General features: G+C 63.0%; 23 protein-coding genes. 15 read left to right on the top strand and 8 right to left on the bottom strand.

What is annotated here, in order from left to right; all coding sequences use genetic code 11:
- Positions 1-20 precede the first annotated feature (20 nt).
- From FJ940_RS22380 to FJ940_RS22370, 3 genes are all read left to right on the top strand, one after another.
- Complete coding sequence (locus tag FJ940_RS22380; RefSeq protein ID WP_140657955.1) at positions 21-1,352, top strand: dihydroorotase; 1,332 nt, start codon at positions 21-23, stop codon at positions 1,350-1,352.
- 51 nt (positions 1,353-1,403) lie between these two features.
- On the top strand, positions 1,404-1,631 hold the full coding sequence (locus FJ940_RS22375; RefSeq protein ID WP_140580909.1) for a hypothetical protein: 228 nt from the start codon (positions 1,404-1,406) through the stop codon (positions 1,629-1,631).
- 66 nt (positions 1,632-1,697) lie between these two features.
- A complete protein-coding gene (locus FJ940_RS22370) occupies positions 1,698-2,429 on the top strand; it encodes a nucleotidyl transferase AbiEii/AbiGii toxin family protein (RefSeq protein WP_140633375.1) in 732 nt (243 codons plus the stop codon).
- A 19-nt stretch (positions 2,430-2,448) separates the two neighbouring features.
- Here FJ940_RS22370 and FJ940_RS22365 read toward each other — a convergent pair whose 3' ends face one another.
- The 4 genes from FJ940_RS22365 to FJ940_RS22350 all read right to left on the bottom strand — a co-directional run bounded on the left by FJ940_RS22365 (position 2,449) and on the right by FJ940_RS22350 (position 4,829).
- A complete protein-coding gene (locus tag FJ940_RS22365; protein ID WP_181165139.1) occupies positions 2,449-3,243 on the bottom strand; it encodes a hypothetical protein in 795 nt (264 codons plus the stop codon).
- Between the two features lie 69 nt (positions 3,244-3,312).
- Positions 3,313-3,570: a hypothetical protein gene (locus tag FJ940_RS22360; RefSeq protein WP_008874920.1), complete on the bottom strand. Its 258-nt coding sequence runs from the start codon at positions 3,568-3,570 to the stop codon at positions 3,313-3,315.
- A 387-nt stretch (positions 3,571-3,957) separates the two neighbouring features.
- Positions 3,958-4,332 (bottom strand): TIGR02301 family protein, encoded by a 375-nt coding sequence (locus tag FJ940_RS22355; protein WP_140494550.1) that lies wholly within the window; start codon positions 4,330-4,332, stop codon positions 3,958-3,960.
- Positions 4,333-4,394: 62 nt separating this feature from the next.
- Positions 4,395-4,829 carry an NUDIX domain-containing protein gene (locus tag FJ940_RS22350; RefSeq protein ID WP_140494548.1) on the bottom strand — a complete coding sequence of 145 codons (435 nt, stop codon included), beginning with the start codon at positions 4,827-4,829 and terminating at the stop codon, positions 4,395-4,397.
- Positions 4,830-4,952: 123 nt separating this feature from the next.
- Between FJ940_RS22350 and FJ940_RS22345 the strand changes: the two genes are divergently transcribed.
- Positions 4,953-5,729, top strand: coding sequence for an SOS response-associated peptidase (locus FJ940_RS22345; RefSeq protein WP_140565025.1), 777 nt, complete (start codon positions 4,953-4,955; stop codon positions 5,727-5,729).
- 65 nt (positions 5,730-5,794) lie between these two features.
- Here the strand turns inward: FJ940_RS22345 and FJ940_RS22340 are convergent, their stop codons facing one another.
- Positions 5,795-5,950 carry a hypothetical protein gene (locus FJ940_RS22340; protein WP_140494544.1) on the bottom strand — a complete coding sequence of 52 codons (156 nt, stop codon included), beginning with the start codon at positions 5,948-5,950 and terminating at the stop codon, positions 5,795-5,797.
- A 416-nt stretch (positions 5,951-6,366) separates the two neighbouring features.
- Here FJ940_RS22340 and cysS point away from each other — a divergent pair, with 416 nt between their 5' ends.
- The 8 genes from cysS (at position 6,367) to rarD (ending at position 13,435) form a co-directional block, all read left to right on the top strand.
- Positions 6,367-7,815: a cysteine--tRNA ligase gene (gene cysS, locus FJ940_RS22335; protein WP_140657953.1), complete on the top strand. Its 1,449-nt coding sequence runs from the start codon at positions 6,367-6,369 to the stop codon at positions 7,813-7,815.
- A 91-nt stretch (positions 7,816-7,906) separates the two neighbouring features.
- Complete coding sequence (locus FJ940_RS22330) at positions 7,907-8,311, top strand: endonuclease domain-containing protein (protein ID WP_140624536.1); 405 nt, start codon at positions 7,907-7,909, stop codon at positions 8,309-8,311.
- Positions 8,308-8,694, top strand: a complete 387-nt coding sequence (locus tag FJ940_RS22325; RefSeq protein ID WP_140580914.1) for a VOC family protein — start codon at positions 8,308-8,310, stop codon at positions 8,692-8,694. Before FJ940_RS22330 ends, FJ940_RS22325 begins: the two co-directional genes overlap by 4 nt.
- Before the next feature lie 6 nt (positions 8,695-8,700).
- Complete coding sequence (locus FJ940_RS22320) at positions 8,701-9,192, top strand: GFA family protein (protein WP_140494536.1); 492 nt, start codon at positions 8,701-8,703, stop codon at positions 9,190-9,192.
- A complete protein-coding gene (locus tag FJ940_RS22315; protein WP_140559467.1) occupies positions 9,189-9,665 on the top strand; it encodes a GFA family protein in 477 nt (158 codons plus the stop codon). The genes FJ940_RS22320 and FJ940_RS22315 overlap by 4 nt, the downstream gene beginning before the upstream one ends.
- Positions 9,662-10,621 carry a prolyl aminopeptidase gene (gene pip / locus FJ940_RS22310; protein WP_140559468.1) on the top strand — a complete coding sequence of 320 codons (960 nt, stop codon included), beginning with the start codon at positions 9,662-9,664 and terminating at the stop codon, positions 10,619-10,621. The genes FJ940_RS22315 and pip overlap by 4 nt, the downstream gene beginning before the upstream one ends.
- 187 nt (positions 10,622-10,808) lie before the next feature.
- Positions 10,809-12,425 (top strand): citramalate synthase, encoded by a 1,617-nt coding sequence (gene cimA / locus FJ940_RS22300; protein ID WP_140657951.1) that lies wholly within the window; start codon positions 10,809-10,811, stop codon positions 12,423-12,425.
- Positions 12,426-12,508: 83 nt separating this feature from the next.
- Positions 12,509-13,435, top strand: a complete 927-nt coding sequence (gene rarD / locus FJ940_RS22295; protein WP_140494526.1) for an EamA family transporter RarD — start codon at positions 12,509-12,511, stop codon at positions 13,433-13,435.
- Here rarD and FJ940_RS22290 read toward each other — a convergent pair.
- Both FJ940_RS22290 and FJ940_RS22285 read right to left on the bottom strand, forming a co-directional pair.
- The gene (locus tag FJ940_RS22290; RefSeq protein ID WP_140555777.1) at positions 13,413-14,411 is read right to left on the bottom strand and encodes a transporter; all 999 of its coding nucleotides are present in this window, start codon (positions 14,409-14,411) and stop codon (positions 13,413-13,415) included. The two genes, rarD and FJ940_RS22290, sit on opposite strands and share 23 nt — an antisense overlap.
- Before the next feature lie 177 nt (positions 14,412-14,588).
- Entirely contained in the window at positions 14,589-14,879 is a 291-nt protein-coding gene (locus FJ940_RS22285; RefSeq protein ID WP_140555775.1) for a muconolactone Delta-isomerase family protein, read from the bottom strand.
- Between the two features lie 121 nt (positions 14,880-15,000).
- Between FJ940_RS22285 and FJ940_RS22280 the strand changes: the two genes are divergently transcribed.
- A complete protein-coding gene (locus FJ940_RS22280) occupies positions 15,001-15,897 on the top strand; it encodes a LysR substrate-binding domain-containing protein (protein ID WP_140555774.1) in 897 nt (298 codons plus the stop codon).
- A 109-nt stretch (positions 15,898-16,006) separates the two neighbouring features.
- Here FJ940_RS22280 and FJ940_RS22275 read toward each other — a convergent pair whose 3' ends face one another.
- Positions 16,007-16,618, bottom strand: a complete 612-nt coding sequence (locus FJ940_RS22275) for a TIGR00730 family Rossman fold protein (protein WP_140517827.1) — start codon at positions 16,616-16,618, stop codon at positions 16,007-16,009.
- A gap of 128 nt (positions 16,619-16,746) precedes the next feature.
- On the opposite strand from FJ940_RS22275, the gene FJ940_RS22270 reads away from it, so the two are divergent.
- Complete coding sequence (locus FJ940_RS22270; protein ID WP_140657949.1) at positions 16,747-18,114, top strand: LysM peptidoglycan-binding domain-containing protein; 1,368 nt, start codon at positions 16,747-16,749, stop codon at positions 18,112-18,114.
- Positions 18,115-18,235: 121 nt separating this feature from the next.
- The gene (locus tag FJ940_RS22265; protein ID WP_140494514.1) at positions 18,236-18,583 is read left to right on the top strand and encodes a metalloregulator ArsR/SmtB family transcription factor; all 348 of its coding nucleotides are present in this window, start codon (positions 18,236-18,238) and stop codon (positions 18,581-18,583) included.
- The last annotated feature ends 6 nt before the right edge of the window (positions 18,584-18,589 follow it).

The raw sequence follows: 18,589 nt of genomic DNA, 5'->3' as shown, positions 1-18,589 counted from the left end.
CCCGCAAGAGATCGATCAGCATGGCCAACACCTACGACCTCATCCTGACAGGCGGCATGATGGTCAACCATGACGGCGAGGGGCAACGCGATGTCGGCGTGAAGAATGGGCGCATCGCCGCCATCGGCGATCTGCGCCAAGCCTCGGCCGGCGAGACGATCGACTGCCGGGGCCTGCATATCCTTCCGGGCGTCGTCGACAGCCAGGTGCATTTCCGCGAGCCGGGACTGGAGCACAAGGAGGATCTGGAGACTGGATCTCGGGCGGCGGTGCTCGGTGGCGTCACCGCCGTGTTCGAAATGCCCAACACCAATCCATTGACCACCAGCGAAGAAACGCTTGCCGACAAGGTCCGACGCGGCACCGGCCGTATGCACTGCGACTTCGCCTTCTGGGTCGGCGGCACCCGCGACAACGCCAACGATGTCGCCGAGCTCGAGCGCCTGCCGGGCGCGGCCGGGATAAAGGTTTTCATGGGCTCGTCCACCGGCGACCTGCTGGTCGAGGACGATGAAGGCGTCGCCTCGATCCTCAGGAACACCCGCCGCCGCGCCGCTTTCCATTCGGAAGACGAGTTCCGGCTGCGCGAACGCCTTGGCGAGCGCATCGGGGGCGATCCTTCATCGCATCCGGTCTGGCGCGACGAGATCGCCGCCTTGCGCTGCACCGAGCGGCTGGTGCGCGTCGCGCGGGCCGCCCGTGCCCGCATCCACGTCCTGCACATCTCCACGGCCGAGGAGATATTGTTCCTCGAACAGCACAAGGATGTCGCCACCTGCGAGGCGACACCGCACCATTTGACACTGTCGGCGGACGACTACAAACGGCTCGGCACGCTGATCCAGATGAACCCGCCCGTCCGTGCCCCGCGCCATCGCGACGGCGTCTGGCACGGAATCGCGCAAGGCATTGTCGACGTACTCGGTTCCGACCATGCCCCGCACACATTGGCCGAAAAAGCAAAACCATATCCGGCATCGCCCTCGGGCATGACCGGGGTGCAGACGCTGGTGCCGATCATGCTTGACCACGTCAACGCCGGCAGGCTGACCTTGCAGCGCTTCGTCGATCTTTCAAGCCACGGCCCGCAGCGCATCTTCGGCATGGCCAGGAAAGGCCGTATCGCCGCCGGCTATGATGCCGATTTTACAATTGTCGACATGAAGCGGCGCGAGACCATCACCAATGCACAAGCCGGCTCGAAGGCCGGCTGGACGCCTTATGACGGCAAGGAAGTCACCGGCTGGCCGGTCGGCACTGTCATTCGAGGCCAGCGCATCATGTGGGAGGGCGAGATCGTGACGCCGGGCCAGGGCAGGGCAGTGGAGTTCTCCGAAGCGCCCTCCGCGTAGCTATTTCACATCATTGGATTTCTTAGGCACGATCTACTAAATTGAGTGGTTATGCGCACAGATATCACGCCAATGATTGTCCCCGCTGAGTTTCCGGAGCTACACGCACTCGTCTGGAGCCGCGATGCAACGCGCCCGATTCCTGCCGAGGAAGCTTTCGCCATCTACGAGCGCAACTGGCGGTTTGTCGATCAAGAGCGCCTTACAACATCTGAAAGGCTGCTTATCCAGAACCTGGCGGAAAAATTCGGCCAGGGCATTCTTTTGACCACTGGCTGAAGTTTCGTTTCCTTCCTGATTTCTCCGCAACTGGAATATTCACAAGAACATACGCGAGCGGAAATCATGAAGGAATTCAAGAAGCCCGAACACCGGATCATCGCTGAGGCTCTCGGCTTGATGGACCACCATCTCCTGACCGCGAACAAATGCTGGTTTGGGGGTGGGACGGCGATTGTCATGAAATTCGGCGAGTACCGACGATCCCTGGATGTTGATTTCCTGTGTGCCGATGCCGATGGTTATCGTGAATTGCGGACCCATGCGGTCCAACGAGGGATCAGGGCATTTTTCCCCGAACCCGTCGAAGCCGTCCGAGATTTCCAGATCGATCAGTATGGTTTGAGGACAATCGTAAGATTGCAGGGCCAACCGATCAAATTCGAAGTGATCCGCGAAGGGCGCATCCAACTTCAAGGTCATGTCGACAATGATCTAAAGGTGCCCGTCCTCGTTGCAGCGGACATGTTTGCCGAGAAGCTGCTGGCCAATGCCGATCGGTGTCAGGATCGCGCGACCGCATATCGCGATGCCATCGATCTTGGGATCTTGATTGGCATCTATGGACGCATCCCGGCGCAGGCTCGCGTCAAGGCGCAGACCGCCTACGGCCCTGATATCCAGAACAAGGTTGCCTGGGTCGCAAACAAGCTTCAGGACCAGGACGAGCTACGCAACGCTGCCGAAGTCCTGCAAATGAATCCCGACATGGCCACAAAGGCGATCTCGGCTCTTCGGGATGAAGCTATCCGCCTATGGCCCGATGCAGGCATTCGCCGAGACGATCCGCACGAATAGGCACTCGCGTGTCCGAGTTTCAATCCCCTGCGACGAAAAACGTCCATTGCCCAGCGGGCGTGATGCCGACGCGGTAGAAGATGTAGGCGCCGAACTGCTTCATGTCGTCGAAGTCACTCGCGGTGACGATCTTGAACAGCTCGACCCGTTGCCTGGCGTCGAGCTTGTCCAGGGGTAGAGCGAAGAAATACGGCCAGACATAGAGCTCTTGTGGCGTGCCGGCATCGACATGGACATAGCCGGCATTGAGCACCTCCTCCAGTATGGCAAGAATCTCCTGGCCATCCTGGTCGCCGGAGAGCCCCTTGAGGAAGGTAATGGCGTCGCCATCTATGTCGGTCAGTGACAATTGGGTCATGCCGTCGCCCTTGCCGATCAAAGGCCTCAGTCTTTCGACGTCGCCGCTCTCGCAGGCTTCGATGATCAGGTCATGCATGCGCCGCACCGGTTCAGGCAGCTTGCCGAGGTCGTAGACGACCTCCGGCGTGGGCGCGTCGGGATCGACGCGCGGCCTGTTGGTGGCACCGTCGCCGTTCGGCGGGGTGACCGGCTCGGCCTTGTCCGGAGTGGTTGGCTGGCTGGTCGAAGATGGCGTTCCGACCGGATCGGGTATCGGCACGGTGCTTCCCGGCGACGACACGTCGTCGTCCACCATCGGTTGGACCGGCGACGGGAATTCTTCGCGCTTGATCTCGCTCAGCGCATAAGCGGGGCTGCTTGTCAGACACGCAACCAAGGGAATTGCGGCACTGCACGCGGCGAAACAGATGCAAAGGACCAAGCCGCGCGGCTTGCCTGACATCGAAAAATCCACTGCCCGTTTCTCCCTGCTTCCGGGCATGATGCCCGAGCGGCATTTGCCGTCAAAGAACCGGACGTCGGTTCAGTGCCGCAGCCGTTCGGGTTCGAAGGCGCCAGCAATGACCTTTTCACGCATGCGGTCGAGCAGGGCAAGGGCCGATGTCTCGCCGTTGGCGCGCAGCATTTCGCCGAACGCGGTTTCAAGCGCCGCTTCGGCGATGATCTCGGGTTCTATGCCTGCCGAAAGACCTTCGGCCCAGGCCTCGCTGTGGCTCTCCACCGCGGTCAGGCGCTTTTCTTCCCTGACCAGCGCGTCGATGTCGTTGACACCATGTTCCATAAGCGATGTCCACCCTTGCAAGCAGCGATCCGTCGATGGATCAGGCTTGATCTGTTCCGTTTACACGCAGCCGCAAATAAGTCTTTGTAAATACGACATTTTTTTGATCGTTCTTTACAGGAGGCCGGTTGCGCTTGCGAAGCTGCATTCAATCCTGGTCAAACTTAGCCGATTAGGCGTGCCTGCGGGGTGAAAACCTTCAGTTTGAGTTAATTCCACATCCGCGCGCTAACGTTTCATTAACGCTGTTGCATAAGCGCAACAAAAGGATTGCACCATGACAGTTCTCGACACAAGCTGGATATGCCCGCAGTCGTCGCCAATGGACCGGATATCTGTTGATGAAGGCCGGATGCGCTCTTGCGAGGGCACTTTGGGCGATATGCGCTAGTTGCCGTAGCGCGAGGCGATGTCGCGCGACAGGGTCTCGCCTTCCTTCATGTAGCGGCCGATGGCTTCGGTCGCCGACGCGGTGCATTGCGTGTAGGTGCCGCCGAATGAGCGGTAGCCGCGATTGAAGCTGGCGATGAAGCGGGCGCGCCGTTGCGGATCCGGGTTCTCCGATTCGAGCAGCTTCTGCATCTCGCCGCGCCACTGGTCGCCCTTTTCGCCGCACAGATTGCGCAGGAAATGCAGCGACCCCAGAACCTCCGCCAGCCGCATCAGCCCCGGTTCGAAGGGTGCCTCGGCGCTGAACGCCGGTCGTGCCGCCACAGGGCTGACGGCAAGGCATGTCGCGAGAAGGAGAGGAAGGCAACGCATAAGTCAATCTGGCCAAACAATTTGCCGCCTGCAAGGCGATTGTGCCGGGCGAATTCCGGATTTCAGGGTCGCTCAGGGGTTTGCGACGGCCGTCCGAGCAGTTCCTCGGCGACCGCGAGCACCGAACCGGCAAGCGGCAGATCAGCCATTTCGGCCAGCGTGTAGAAGGCGGCGGTCTCGGCGTCGTCGCTGGCCACGGCCTCGCCGCCGGCATGGGCCGCACCGAATACCGTCAGCAGGTAATCGACCGGATGCCCGTCGAGCGTGCCGTCGATGAGGATTTCGCGCAGCCGTCGGTAGTTTTCGGCCTGCAATTGCGTCTCCTCCAGCAATTCGCGCCGTGCCGCCTGTTCCAGCGTCTCACCGGCTTCGACCTTGCCGCCCGGGAATGCATAGAACCCTTGCGAGGGTTGTCGCGCCCGCTTGACCAGAAGCACGGCGTCGCCGCGCACAACGGCGACCGAGACCGCGGGAATGACTTTTCGCACTTCGTCCATGGATATCCGATCGCCCTGATTTACGGCAGCCTGTTGTGGACCGGCCGACGCCGGACAGCTTTAACGGTTGCAGTGCAGCTGTTCCATCGCCACTTTCGAAACCGGACATCAGGACCAATAGACATGTGCGGACGTTTTGCCTTGACCGCGACACCGGACCAGACAGCCGCTTTCCTCGGGCTGGCGGAGGTGGAGCAGTTTCCTACGCGCTACAATATAGCGCCGACGCAGCCGGTGCTGATGGCGATCTCAGGCCCGCCGCGGGCGCCGGGTTCCAACCTGCCGGACCGCCGGCCGATGCTGGTGCGCTGGGGCCTGATCCCCGCCTGGGTAAAGGATGTCGGCGAATTTCCGCTGCTGTTCAACGCACGCTCCGAAGGCGTGATCGAAAAGGCCTCGTTCAAAGCCGCCATGCGCCATCGCCGGGCGCTGGTGCCGGCATCAGGTTTTTACGAATGGCGCCAGGCGCGGCCCGGAGAGGCGGGCGGCAGGAAGGGGCAGCCTTACTGGATCAGGCCGCGGCATGGCGAGTTGGTCGCCTTTGCCGGGCTGGTTGAAACCTATGCGGAACCGGGCGGCTCGGAGTTGGACACCGGCGCCATTCTGACGGTCGAGGCCAATGCCGACATCGCGCATATCCATGACCGCATGCCCGTGGTGATCGCACCTGAAGACTTCACCCGCTGGCTCGATTGCCGCGGACTTGAGCCGCGCGACGTCGCCGACCTGTTGCGGCCGGCGCAACGCGACTTCTTCGAAGCGATTCCGGTCTCCGACCTCGTCAACAAGGTCGCCAACACCGGGCCGGAGATTCAGGAGAAGGGGGAGATCGGGCCCGAGCCCGAGAAGGTCAAGCGCCGGAAACCCGGCGCGGACGACAGTCAGATGACGCTGTTTTAGCAGGAACTCTGTTCGAGGTGCGGTTTGGCGCCTCGTTCCGACCCTTGGGCCGATCGCGCACTGCTTCAGGCAGCGCGGGGCGATACGATTTTCTGCACCGGCTTTTTCTTCTTCGCAGTGTGGAGCAGGGCGGCGACGATCGCGGCCGGGCCGATTGCGCGATAATGGTTTGCCAGCGCTGGTTGCTTGGCGCGGTTGGCTTCCTGCTTGCTTCGAGGCATGTGTCTCTTCCCAGATAACGTTTCCGTGTCTGCGTTTGGCGGCCGAATCCGACCAAATCGTGACGCAGGTTGATCTAGCCGGCGTATGTTTCATGACTGTGCCGACATGTTTAATAAAATGTTTCAGTGGCTGATTCCGTGTGATCGGGCGACGCATTTGCCAGTTCTGGCGTCGTTTTTCTCGGGATAAGCGACTTGACGGCAACACTGGCCAAGGCGATAAAGCCGCCTATGAAAACGTCTTTCGCCATTTGTGGCATTTGCATTATTGGCTAGCTTCGGGCTGGTCCGGACGTTTTCGCCTCATCTTCCCCTAGATTGGACAAACGCCCCGGCCAGCAGGCTGGAGTCCGTTTTGCGCCTCGGCGCGGAGCTGGCTTCATCCAGGCAAAAGTTCTGAACCGGAAAGGCATGAAATGTCTGACGCACCGAAGGGCCTGCGCCTCTACAACACGCTGACGCGCGCGAAGCAGGATTTCGTCCCGATCGACGCGCTGAACGTGCGCATGTATGTCTGCGGTCCGACCGTCTACGACTTCGCCCATATCGGCAATGCCAGGCCCGTAATCGTCTTCGACGTGCTGTTCCGGCTGCTGCGCCATCTCTATGGCGAGACGCACGTCACCTATGTGCGCAACATCACGGATGTCGACGACAAGATCAATGCACGCGCGCTGCGCGATTTCGGCGGCGAGATATCAGCCGGCGGACTGTCGCTTAACGAGGCGATAAGGCGGGTGACGGAGAAGACCGCGGGCCAATTCCACAAGGACGTCGCGACGCTCGGCTGCCTGGAGCCAACAGTCGAGCCGCGCGCCACCGAGTTCGTCGAGCCCCGTGCCGACGGCAAGGCAGACATGATCACCTTGATTCAAAGCCTGATCAAACGCGGCCATGCCTATGTTGCCGCAGGCGAAGTGCTGTTCGACACCGCTTCGATGCCCGACTACGGCCAGTTGTCGAAGCGAAATCTCGACGAGCAGCAGGCCGGTGCTCGCGTTGCAGTCGACGCGCACAAGAAGAATCCTGGCGACTTCGTGCTGTGGAAGTTGTCGTCCCCGGAGGAGCCGGGCTGGCAGAGCCCATGGGGCAGGGGCCGGCCGGGCTGGCACATCGAATGCTCGGCCATGTCCGCCGCCTATCTGGGCGAGGTCTTCGATATTCATGGCGGCGGTCTCGACCTGATCTTCCCGCACCACGAGAACGAGATCGCCCAGTCACGCTGCGCGCACGGCACCGATGTGATGGCCAACATCTGGATGCACAACGGCTTCCTGCAGGTCGAAGGGCAGAAGATGTCGAAGAGCCTCGGCAATTTTTACTCGATCAACGAGCTGCTGGAGACCGAAACGTTCGGCGGCCGCAAATGGCCCGGCGAGGTGCTCAGGCTGGCTATGCTGATGACCCATTATCGCGAACCGATCGACTTTTCCGTGCGCAAGCTCGAGGAAGCGGAGAACACGCTGCGCAAGTGGAAACGCGCGGCCGATCTGGCGCCGGCGGTCGGGCAATTGCCGGACGAGGTCGTGCAGGCGTTGTCGGATGATCTCGCCACCTACGCCGCCTTCCAGGTTTTGACCCAGTTGGCCGGCGAGGCGGTCGACTTCAGCGGCGATGGCGAAAACGCCGCAGCGGCCTCGCTGAAGGGTGCGCTTGCCTTCCTGGGTTTCGATGTCGGGGCGGCCAAGGTCGACGAGGCCGCGCTCGCCAAGGCGATCGCCAGGCGCCTGGAATTGATCGCCGCCAGGAACTGGGCCGAAGCCGACCGCATCCGCGACGAGTTGTTGGCGCAAGGCGTGCAACTGAAGGACGGCAAGGACCCGGTCACGGGCGCGCGTGTGACAACGTGGGAGGTGAAGCGGTGAGGGCGCTGCAGAGCATCGTTTCAAAGTTGGCGGAGGCTTTGATGACGGCTATCAGCGGTTTCGCTAATCTTCAGCGTGGTGTTGTCTAGCCATGGGGCACGACCTCGTTCCCGCACGCCAGCGCAAGAACGCAAAGTCCATGCGTCGCGTCATGACCGACGCCGAATTAAAGCTATGGAATGAACTTCGCGCTCATCGGCTGATGGGGCTAAGCTTTCGCCGGCAGGTGCCGATCGGCCCCTATATCGTGGACTTTGCTTGTTCAGCTCATCGCCTCATCGTCGAAGTCGACGGCAGCCAGCATGCAGACGCTGAGCACGCGGAACGCGACGAGGCACGGACCGCCTACTTGACATCCAGCGGCTGGACCGCCCTGCGCTTCTGGAATGATGACGTGATCCGGGATATCGACAATGTCTGTCAGCACATCGTGATTGCGGCCGGCCTGGCTGGCGCGGAAATGCCGGAACCAGCAACGGAGGAGTTCGTTCCATGATCGACCATCTCGGCATCGACGTTGCTGACTTTGACGCTTCGAAGGCTTTCTATGACAAGGCGATGGCGCCGCTTGGGGCCTCGCTGCTCCATATGGTGCCGCTGGAATACACCGGCGGCGCCAAGGTCGGTGGCTACGGCCGCGATCGGCCGGTGTTCTGGCTCCAGGAAGGCAAGGAGGGCCAAAAGGCCCGCCAGCACGTTGCCTTCACCGCGCGCAGCCGCGCCGAGGTTGATGCTTTCCATGCTGCCGCTCTCGCCGCCGGCGGCAAGGACAATGGCGGGCCGGGCCTGCGCCCGCACTATCATGCGGACTACTATGGCGCCTTCGTGTTCGATCCCGACGGCAACAATGTCGAGGCCGTCTGCCATGATGCGGAGTGACCTGCCATGAGCCTCGACAACCGGCCGATCTACACCGGCGGCTGCCAGTGCGGCGCCGTGCGCTTTCGCGTCGAGGGCGCACTCGGCGATGCCTCGGTCTGCCATTGCCGCATGTGCCAGAAGGCGAGCGGCAATTTCTACCTTCCGCTGGTCTCGGTGCGCGGCGCCAAGGTGGACTGGACGCGCGGCGAGCCCAAGCGCTTCCGCTCGTCGAACGCTGCCTGGCGTGGGTTCTGCGCCGAATGCGGAACGCCGCTGACTTTCGAGGCGCCGGACGGCATGGCGCTGGCGATTGCCGCCTTCGACGCTCCGGCTGATATCGCGCCGACCATCCAATGGGGCACCGAGGCAAAGCTGCCTTACGTCGATTCCATTCCAGAATTGCCGGGCGAGGATACGATGGCGGATATGGGTTCGGCCCCCTATCTGGCAGAGCTTGTCTCCTACCAGCATCCCGACCACGACACCGAGCAATGGCCGCCGGAGAAAACATCATGAGCGAGACCATTCGAACCGGCGGCTGCCAGTGCGGCGCCGTGCGCTTCCGCATCAAAGGCAAGCTTGGACGCCCGTCCATCTGCCACTGTCGCATGTGCCAGAAACAGTTCGGTTCCTTTTTCGGCGCCCTGGTGACAGCGCCGAAGGACGGCGTCGAATGGACCCGTGAGGAGCCGAGCTATTTCCAGTCCTCGGTCAACATCGATCGCGGTTTCTGCGCCCGCTGCGGCACGCCGCTGACCTACCGCCAGCCCGGCGGCCTGGAGATCGCCATCGGCGCCTTCGACGATCGCTCCGACCTGGCGCCGCAGATCCAGGTCAATTACGCCGGGCGGCTGCCTTGGGTGGAGACGATCTTCGAACAGCCCGTCCACCAGGATCCAGACTATTACGCAAGGCAGGAGGAGATCATCTCCTTCCAGCATCCCGACCATGAAACGACGGACTGGCCGTCCAAAGGTTTGCAACTATGAGCTCTGAACTGCGCACGCTTTATCCCGAGATCGAAGCTTTCGAGAGCGGTATGCTCGACGTCGGCGACGGCCACCAGGTCTATTGGGAACGCTCCGGCACCAAAGGCGCCAAGCCGGCGGTATTCCTGCATGGCGGGCCGGGCGGCACCATCTCGCCAAAGCATCGGCGGCTGTTCGATCCCGATCTCTACGACGTCATCCTGTTCGACCAGCGCGGTTGCGGCAAGTCGACGCCGAATGCCTCGCTGGAGGCCAACACCACGTGGCACCTGGTCGCCGATATCGAGCGCCTGCGCGAAATGGCCGGCTTCGACAAATGGCTGGTCTTCGGCGGTTCCTGGGGTTCGACGCTGGCGCTCGCCTACGCCGAGACGCACCCGCAACGCGTCAGTGAGCTCGTCGTACGGGGCATCTATACGGTGACCCGCCCCGAACTCGAATGGTACTATCAGTTCGGCGTCTCCGAGATGTTTCCCGACAAGTGGGAGCGCTTCCTGGCGCCGATCCCCGAGGCCGAGCGCGGCGACCTGATGGCCGCCTATCGCAAGCGGCTGGTGGGGTCCGACAGAAACGCGCAGATCGAGGCGGCCCGCGCCTGGAGCCTGTGGGAAGGCGAGACGATCACGCTTTTGCCCGAGCCGGAGACCAGCGGACCGTTTGGTGAGGACGACTACGCCGTCGCCTTCGCCTGCATAGAGAACCACTACTTCGTCCATGCCGGTTGGCTGGAGGAGGGACAGTTGCTGCGCGATGCCTGGAAGTTGAAGGACATTCCCGGCACCATCGTCCACGGCCGCTACGACATGCCGTGCCCGGCACGCTACGCCTGGGCGCTGCACAAGGCCTGGCCGAAGGCGGATTTTCACCTGATCGAGGGTGCCGGCCATGCCTATTCCGAGCCAGGGATATTGGACCGGCTGATCCGGGCGACGGATCGGTTTGTGGGGAAAAACTGATGTCGGCGCTCACCCCCCTCTGGCCTGCCGGCCATCTCCCCCTCAAGGGGGGAGATTGGCCATCACCTGGGGTTTCGCAAATTTTCAGCGCCGCAGGTGATGGCGGGACATTCGAACTGCCGATCTCCCCCCTTGAGGGGGAGATGTCCGGCAGGCCAGAGGGGGGCGTTCAAGCGCCCACAGGACGATGAAAAAGCAACGCCTCTACCTCTTCGACACAACACTTCGCGATGGCCAGCAGACGCCCGGTATCGACTTCTCGGTCGAGGACAAGATCGCCATCGCCAAGCTGCTCGACGAATTCGGCCTCGACTATGTCGAGGGCGGTTACCCCGGCGCCAACCCGACCGACACGGCCTTCTTTAGGGAGAAGCGCACCGCGCAGGCAAAGTTCGTCGCCTTCGGCATGACCAAGCGGGCGGGGGTGTCGGCTTCCAACGATCCCGGGCTTGCCGCACTCGTCCAGTCGCGGTCGGACGCCATCTGCTTTGTCGCCAAGAGCTGGGACTATCATGTCCGTGTGGCGCTCGGCTGCACCAATGAGGAGAATCTGGAGTCCATCAAGGCCTCGGTGGAAGCCGCCATTGCCGCGGGGAAGGAGGCGATGGTCGATTGCGAGCATTTCTTCGACGGGTTCAAGGCCAATCCGGATTATGCGCTGGCGTGCGCCAAGACCGCTTATGATGCCGGCGCGCGCTGGGTGGTGCTGTGCGACACCAATGGCGGCACGCAGCCCTCGGAACTACGCGCAACCGTCGAAAGGGTCGTCGCCGCGGGCATTCCCGGCGACCATCTCGGCATCCATGCCCATGACGACACCGGTCAGGCGGTGGCGAATTCGCTGGCCGCGGTCGAAGCGGGCGTGCGCCAGATCCAGGGCACGCTGAACGGCATTGGCGAACGCTGCGGCAACGCCAATCTGATCTCCATCGTGCCGACGCTGGCGTTGAAGCCGGCCTTCGCCGACCGTTTCGAGACGGGGATTTCCGCCGAGGCGCTTACCGGCATTTCGCGCTTGTCGCGCGCCTTCGACGAACTCTTGAACCGCGCTCCGGAGGCGCAGGCGCCCTATGTCGGCGCTTCCGCCTTCGCCACCAAGGCCGGCATCCACGCTTCGGCGCTCGCCAAGGAACCTGCGACCTACGAGCATGTGCCGCCGGAAGCGGTTGGCAACCGCCGCCGCGTCATGGTTTCCGACCAGGGCGGCAAGGCCAATTTCCTGGCCGAGCTGAAGCGGCGCGGCATCGATGTGCCGAAGGACGATCACCGGCTCGACGCATTGATATCGGTGGTCAAGGAGCGTGAGGCCTCCGGCTATGCCTATGAGGGCGCCGACGCCTCCTTCGAGCTCCTGGCGCGCAAGGTGCTGCACGGCTTGCCCGAGTTCTTCCACGTCACCTCGTTCCGTTGCATGATCGAACGCCGCTTCGATGCCAATGGCCAGTTGAAGACGGTGTCGGAAGCGGTGGTCAAGGTGCTGGTCGAGGGCGAGGAGAAGATGTCGGTGGCCGAGGGGCACGGCCCCGTCAATGCGCTCGACATCGCACTGCGCAAGGATCTCGGCAAATACCAGGGCGAAATCGCCGATCTGGAACTCGCCGACTTCAAGGTGCGTATCCTCAATGGCGGCACCGAGGCGATCACTCGCGTTCTGATCGAATCGCATGATGCGACAGGTGCCCGCTGGTGGACGGTCGGCGTTTCCGAAAACATCATCGACGCCTCGTTCCAGGCGCTGATGGATTCCATCATCTACAAGCTGATGAAGAACCGGGACATGGCGGGTCTGGTGGCGGCGGAGTAAGTTTGAACCATCAGCGAAAGTCCATTGATCCATCAGAACTTTGCGATGGTCTTGCCAAGGTTACTGGGCCATAGCGTTGGGCCATGGCCGCTGAAGCAATTACCCAGGACGCAGTTTCAAAAGCCCGCCGCGGCTTCCTGCTGGCGCTGGGTGCCTATTTCTTGTGGGGTTTGCTGCCTTTCTACATGAAAGCGGTTGCGCACCTGCCGCTTGCCGAGGTGATTGCCCACCGCATCGTCTGGTCGGTGCCGATCGCCGCCGCGGTTCTGGTCTGGGCCGGCCGCACGGCGGATTTCAAGGCGGCAATCCGTTCGCCCCGCACGATCGCCATGGCGGCGCTGACGGCGGCGCTGATCTCGGTCAATTGGGGCGTCTACGTCTGGGCGATCGCCGTCGACCGCACCGTAGAAACCGCCCTTGGCTATTACATCAATCCCCTGGTCAGCGTCGTGGTCGGCGCCCTGCTGCTCGGCGAGCGGCTCGATCGGCTGCAGATCGCGGCCGTGGTGCTTGCGGCGATCGCGGTCGCCGTGCTGACGATCGAGGCTGGCAAGTTGCCATGGGTATCGCTGGCGCTGGCCTTTTCCTTCGCCGCCTACGGTTTTTTCCGCAAGACGCTGCCGATCGGCCCCAGCCAGGGTTTTCTGCTCGAAGTGCTTCTGTTGTCGGTGCCGGCCTTGGGTTATATCGCCTGGCTGATCGCCACCGGACAGGACCATTTCGTTTCCGGCAACGGCGTCGATGCGGCGTTGCTGGCCGGTTGCGGGCCGGTGACCGCGGTGCCGCTGCTGCTGTTCGCATTCGGCGCCAGGCTTTTGCGTCTCTCCACCATAGGTATCATGCAATATATTGCGCCGACCATTGTGTTCCTGATCGCCGTGCTGATCTTCAAAGAGCCGTTCGACACCACCCAGGCTGTCGCCTTTGCCCTGATCTGGGCGGCGCTGGCCATGTATTCCTGGTCGATGCTGGCGACGGCGCGCCGGGCTACATCTGCCCGAGCCGCCTGACGAAGAGATAGGTCGCTCCGGCGATCAGCATCGAAACCGCAGTCACCACCCAGAAGCCTATCGGCGTGTTGACCAGCGGCAAGCCGCCGACATTCATGCCGAACAGGCCCGAGATGATCGTCATTGGCAACAGCACCGCGGTCATCACCGACAGCACGTAGAGCAGCCGGTTCGACTGCGTCGTCAGCTTGGCCATCAGCTCGTCCTGCAACAGCCTGGCGCGCGCCTGCAACTGCTCGCCATCATAGTGCAGCGTCTGCGCGCGGTGCGAAAGCCGTGCTGCCATGTCGTTGATCGAATCGGGCAGGTCGTTGCGGTGCGAATGGTCGAGATGGCGAAACAGATTGGTCAGGGTCGCCATCTGCCGGTGAATCACCACCAGGTGCCGGCGCGCATCGACGAGCGCCTGCCGCTCATTGTGCCATGCGTCGCAGACGATGCGGTCCTCGATGCCGTCGAGACTGTCGCCAAGTGCAGCGAGTTCCACCGCCATGCCGTCGAACGACTGGCCCACGACCGCCTCGATCAGCTCGGCCGGCGAGCGAAACTTGCGCGAGCCGTTCTCGATCGCCTTGCGGATATTGTCGACCGACTGCAAGGGCTGCTTGCGGGCGCCGACCAGCATGGTGTCGTTGAGGGCGAAACGGAAATGGCCAAGCCCGCCGGCTTCCGCCGAATAGTCGTGACGCAGGTCCGGCAGGTCGCCGTAGAGCCAGTCATCCTCGAGGTCGATGTGGCAGCCATGGCTGGCGGACAGGAAGGCCTCGCGCACTGGCGCCGGCAGGGCCTGTTCGGCGGCGATCTCGTGGCGTGCGCGCATGTCGGAAAGCTGGTAGCTGCGCCACGTCCATTGCGCGCCGGCGGCATCCTTGGTGCGCAGGCCGTCGGCGGTGAAATGATAGATGAAGAACAGCCCATGCTCGTCTGGCAGGTAGGGCGACAGGTCGGTGCCTTCCGGGGCGAGAGCAGTATCCATGGTGTAGTGCCGGATGCATATTTCGAGCATCGCACCGCTTGGCGGCGCGTGATTGCAACATCTAGCATGGGCGGCGGGGTTTCGTGTGACGGTTCCTTGACAGCCGATCACACTCTCTCGAGCGGCCGCGTCAGTGCGGCGGCGCCTTTCGCCGCCACCGCATTGCGACTGCCACACTTAGCGCTTCGGACCGAAACCGGGATAAGGGTTCAGCGGCACGATTGCGGCAATGTCCATCATGCCGGCCTTGACCAGCGGCAAGCTGCCGAGATGACTGCGCACGTCGGCATCGCTGGCCGCCTCGAACATCATGCCGCTCCCGGGAATGTCGCCACGGTTCCAGACCTGGCGAACCGCGCCCTGGGCGTAGAGCGTGCGCCGCTGCTCGGCCTCGCCGGGCAGCAGCGGCGCGAAATCGGCATCGGTGAATTTTTCGGTGTTGCGGGTGAGGAGGGCAAAGAACTGCATGTCGGTCTCCTGTTTGTCAGCGGTAGGTGACGGCAGGTATCGCGCTGGATGGTCAGACTGTCCAAGACTGATTAGGCTAAAGTTGAGACTTTTGAAGACTTGATGCCGCGCGGAGCAAAAAATGTTCGACTTGCGCCAGATCCGATATTTCGTCGCCGTCGCGGAAACCGGCAATGTCGGTCGCGCCGCCGAGCTGCTGCATATTTCGCAGTCGCCGCTGAGCCGGCAGATCATGCAGCTTGAACAGCAGCTTGGCGTAACCCTGTTCGAACGGGTAAAACAGCGCGTCCATCTCAATGCCGAGGGCCGCGCCTTTCTCGCCGAGGCCCGCGCGCTGCTGTCGAACGCGCGCCGGCTGGAGGAACTTGGTCGAAACCTTGCCAGCGGGTCTGTCGGGCGTCTTGCCATCGGCTATGTCGAAGGCGCCGTGCACGCCGGGCTTGTCGCCGCGATGCTGCGCCAATTCCGCCGCGACCGGCCGGATTTTCATCTCCAGTTGAGAAGCCTGCGCTCGGCGGCGCAGATCGAGGAGCTGCGGCAGCGGTCGCTGGATCTGGGCCTGGTCTATTCGCCGCCCGCCGCGGACGATCCCGATGTCGCCAGCATGCCGCTGCGCCACGAGCCGCTGGCGCTGGCGATGCCCGAAGGCGATCCGCTCGCCGAAGTGGCCGATATCCAGCCGCACCATCTCGACGGCCGCGTCTGGATCACCGTCGTGCGCCAGCCCGACGACACCAATCGCGGCCAGTTCCTGGCCGCCTGCGCCAAGGCGGGTTTCCTGCCCGATATCGCCTATGAGACGGCGGACCCGTTGACCTCGCTCGGCCTTGTCAGCGCCGGCCTCGGCCTTGCCACCGTCCAGTCGAGCCTGCGCATCGCCGCGCCGCCCGGGATCCTGTTTCGGGACCTGCCATGGTTCGAGCGCAAGGTCTCGATCCATTTCGCCTGGCGGCGCCAAGATCGGCGGGCGGTAATCGATGATCTGCGGCTGGCCGGCAGTAGGGCAGTAGGGCAGTAGGGCAGTAGGGCAGTAGGGCAGTAGGGCAGTAGGGCAGTAGGGCAGTAGGGCAGTAGGTTCTGTCTTCCGCTACTGCCTTACTCCCCTACTCCCTTACTCCCTTACTCCCCTACATCTTATCTATCACCGACTGCACGCCCTCCGTCGGCGCATCGACCGAGGAGCCTGCCACCATGATGGCGGCGACGATTGCCTCCGGGTCATTGACGACCAGCGGCTTGACCCGCTGTGCGGTGTGAATGAAGCCTTCGGTTGCCATATGGTCGATAAGCGCCAGCATCGGATCCCAGAATCCGCCGACATTGCCGAAGACGATCGGCTTGCGGTGATGGCCAAGTTGCGCCCAGGTCATGACCTCGACGATCTCCTCGACTGTGCCGATGCCGCCCGGCAGCGCCACAAAGGCGTCGGATTTCTCGAACATCTTATGTTTGCGCTCGTGCATGTTTTCGGTGATCACGAGCTCGTCGAGCCGGTCTAGCGCGGTTTCGGTTGCTTCCCTGTTGATCAGGAAGCGGGGAATAATGCCGGTGACCTTGCCGCCGGCCTTGAGCGCGCCTTCAGCGACGGCGCCCATGATGCCTTTGGTGCCGCCGCCATAGATCAGCCTGAGGCCGGAGCGCGCAAGCGATCGCCCGAGCAGGTGACCAGCCTTGACATAGGTTTCATCACGGCCCGGAGACGAGCCGCAATACACGCAGACGGATCGAATCGTATTCATGCCGATGATTGGTGATTGGGTCTGAAAGCGCGGTCAAGCCCTAAGGGCCGAGAAGTCCGGGCTTTTTCTTGTCGGTGATGGTAAAACAGGCTAGACCGGCGTTAGGTGGCTAAGGGGCAGGGAAGTAGATGGCGATCAATCCGTTGAAGGCGTTTCTGTTCGCGGCGGGTGGGACCGTTGCGGTCGCGGGAACCGCCTATGTGTCGGGCGCGCTCGCCCCATATTTCAATCGCACGCCGCCGGCGGACGTCGCGGCGCAGGCTCCGCCTGTGGCGCCGAAGCCGGCCAATCCGGGCACGGAAGCGCGGCTGCCGCAGGCTGCGGCACCGTCCGCTCCCACCTCTGAGGCAACCGCGCCTGCCGTCGCGGGTCCGATCGCCCCGACCTTCGACGTGGTGCGCGTTGAAGGCGATGGTTCGATCGTCGTCGCCGGCAATGCCGCGCCCAATTCAAAGGTCGAGATCCTCAACGGTTCGACCGTGATCGGCTCGACGGTCGCTGGTCCGGATGGCGCCTTCGTCATCGTGCTCGATGATCCGCTGAAGCCCGGTGACTATACGATTGCCTTGCGCTCCACCGCCGGCGATGTGGTGACCGCTTCGGCCCAGACGGCCGTCGTCTCCATTCCCGCCAATGCGAGCGGTCAGGTGCTGGCCATGGTCGAGGAACCGGGCAAGCCGGCCGAACTGCTGACCGTGCCCCAGCCGCAGACAACACCGGAAGCGCCTGCAGCCGCGGCTCCGGCGCCAGGCGCGTCCGCCGCCATCGAAGCAACGCCTGCTCCTGCGGCGCCGACAACGCCGCCCGCGCCATCCGTGGCCGAACCCAAGATCGTCGTCGAAGCGGTCGAGATTGACGGCAGCAAGATTTTTGTCGCCGGCCTCGCCGACCCGGGCCGCAAGGTGCGCGCCTATGCCAACGACATCCTGCTTGGCGAAGCGCAGACATCGCCGAATGGCCATTTCCTGGTTGAGGCGAGGCGCGACGTACCGGTCGGCAGTTACACCATCCGTGTCGATGGCCTCGATGCCGACGGGGTGAAGGTGGTGGCCCGCGCCGCCGTACCGTTCGAGCGCGAACCGGGCGAGGCGGTCGCCGCCGTGGCGCCTGCTGGATCCAAGGCGGCCGATGCAAAGCCTGCCGAACCGTCGGCTGCCGCTGAAGCGCCCGCCAATCCGGCGGAACCGGCTCCGGCCGATGCAGTGGCCACGCCGCCTTCCGATGTGGCCGAGACCGTTTCACCCAAGCTCGAACATGCCAATGGCGCCGTGATCATCCGCCGTCATGACACGCTGTGGCGGATTTCGCGGCGCGTTTACGGTTATGGCATGCGCTACTCGACCATCTATCTCGCCAACCAGGACCAGATCCGCAATCCCGACCGCATCTGGCCGGGACAGGTGTTCAAGGTCCCGCCACGGTCTAAGGAAGGCGAGGCCGCCGACCTCAAAGCGATGGGTGACCAGATGACGACGCATTCGGCGAAGACGGAGTAGGCAAGCGTCAGCGGGGCGGCTGCAAGCCGTTCCGAAGCCGATCCTTCGCAGCCCTCCGCCTGCAATCTCCCCATCCGGCCAGCTTGCCTCGTCATCGTTCATCGTCTATCGCCGATGAACGATGACCGAATCCCTGCCTGAACCGGACCGCGCGACGAGCGCGCCAACCTCTTGCACCACCGACAGCCACTCCATCGCGGCCCGCTTCGCCGCGCTCTCGCACCCTGCGCGCATCGAGATCCTGAAACGCCTGTCCGCCAGCGGTTTCTGCTGCTGTCGGGACGTTGTCGACCATCTCGATCTCGCCCAGTCGACCGTCTCGCAGCATCTGAAGATCCTGGTCGAGGCGGGGCTGGTGCGCTTCGCGCCTGACCGCCAGCGCTCGCGCTACGAGGTGGACCAAGCCGCGCTTGCCGGCGTGTCGGCTTCGCTGAGCGCGCTCGTCGTTTCCTGCTCGACCAGCCGCTGACCCTCT

The organism is Mesorhizobium sp. B2-3-7 (genome assembly GCF_006442695.1).
Classification (GTDB): domain Bacteria; phylum Pseudomonadota; class Alphaproteobacteria; order Rhizobiales; family Rhizobiaceae; genus Mesorhizobium.
This window is presented reverse-complemented; position numbering and strand designations above follow the sequence as displayed.

Excerpts from the sequence above, each read along its gene's own strand:
- FJ940_RS22380 (WP_140657955.1), top strand. The coding sequence starts at position 21 with ATGGCCAACACCTACGACCTCATCCTGACAGGCGGCATGATGGTCAAC.
- FJ940_RS22375 (WP_140580909.1), top strand. The coding sequence starts at position 1,404 with ATGCGCACAGATATCACGCCAATGATTGTCCCCGCTGAGTTTCCGGAG.
- FJ940_RS22370 (WP_140633375.1), top strand. The coding sequence starts at position 1,698 with ATGAAGGAATTCAAGAAGCCCGAACACCGGATCATCGCTGAGGCTCTC.
- FJ940_RS22360 (WP_008874920.1), bottom strand. The coding sequence starts at position 3,570 with ATGGAACATGGTGTCAACGACATCGACGCGCTGGTCAGGGAAGAAAAG.
- FJ940_RS22355 (WP_140494550.1), bottom strand. The coding sequence starts at position 4,332 with ATGCGTTGCCTTCCTCTCCTTCTCGCGACATGCCTTGCCGTCAGCCCT.
- FJ940_RS22350 (WP_140494548.1), bottom strand. The coding sequence starts at position 4,829 with ATGGACGAAGTGCGAAAAGTCATTCCCGCGGTCTCGGTCGCCGTTGTG.
- FJ940_RS22345 (WP_140565025.1), top strand. The coding sequence starts at position 4,953 with ATGTGCGGACGTTTTGCCTTGACCGCGACACCGGACCAGACAGCCGCT.
- FJ940_RS22340 (WP_140494544.1), bottom strand. The coding sequence starts at position 5,950 with ATGCCTCGAAGCAAGCAGGAAGCCAACCGCGCCAAGCAACCAGCGCTG.
- cysS (WP_140657953.1), top strand. The coding sequence starts at position 6,367 with ATGTCTGACGCACCGAAGGGCCTGCGCCTCTACAACACGCTGACGCGC.
- FJ940_RS22330 (WP_140624536.1), top strand. The coding sequence starts at position 7,907 with ATGGGGCACGACCTCGTTCCCGCACGCCAGCGCAAGAACGCAAAGTCC.
- FJ940_RS22325 (WP_140580914.1), top strand. The coding sequence starts at position 8,308 with ATGATCGACCATCTCGGCATCGACGTTGCTGACTTTGACGCTTCGAAG.
- FJ940_RS22320 (WP_140494536.1), top strand. The coding sequence starts at position 8,701 with ATGAGCCTCGACAACCGGCCGATCTACACCGGCGGCTGCCAGTGCGGC.
- FJ940_RS22315 (WP_140559467.1), top strand. The coding sequence starts at position 9,189 with ATGAGCGAGACCATTCGAACCGGCGGCTGCCAGTGCGGCGCCGTGCGC.
- pip (WP_140559468.1), top strand. The coding sequence starts at position 9,662 with ATGAGCTCTGAACTGCGCACGCTTTATCCCGAGATCGAAGCTTTCGAG.
- cimA (WP_140657951.1), top strand. The coding sequence starts at position 10,809 with ATGAAAAAGCAACGCCTCTACCTCTTCGACACAACACTTCGCGATGGC.
- rarD (WP_140494526.1), top strand. The coding sequence starts at position 12,509 with ATGGCCGCTGAAGCAATTACCCAGGACGCAGTTTCAAAAGCCCGCCGC.
- FJ940_RS22290 (WP_140555777.1), bottom strand. The coding sequence starts at position 14,411 with ATGGATACTGCTCTCGCCCCGGAAGGCACCGACCTGTCGCCCTACCTG.
- FJ940_RS22285 (WP_140555775.1), bottom strand. The coding sequence starts at position 14,879 with ATGCAGTTCTTTGCCCTCCTCACCCGCAACACCGAAAAATTCACCGAT.
- FJ940_RS22280 (WP_140555774.1), top strand. The coding sequence starts at position 15,001 with ATGTTCGACTTGCGCCAGATCCGATATTTCGTCGCCGTCGCGGAAACC.
- FJ940_RS22275 (WP_140517827.1), bottom strand. The coding sequence starts at position 16,618 with ATGAATACGATTCGATCCGTCTGCGTGTATTGCGGCTCGTCTCCGGGC.
- FJ940_RS22270 (WP_140657949.1), top strand. The coding sequence starts at position 16,747 with ATGGCGATCAATCCGTTGAAGGCGTTTCTGTTCGCGGCGGGTGGGACC.
- FJ940_RS22265 (WP_140494514.1), top strand. The coding sequence starts at position 18,236 with ATGACCGAATCCCTGCCTGAACCGGACCGCGCGACGAGCGCGCCAACC.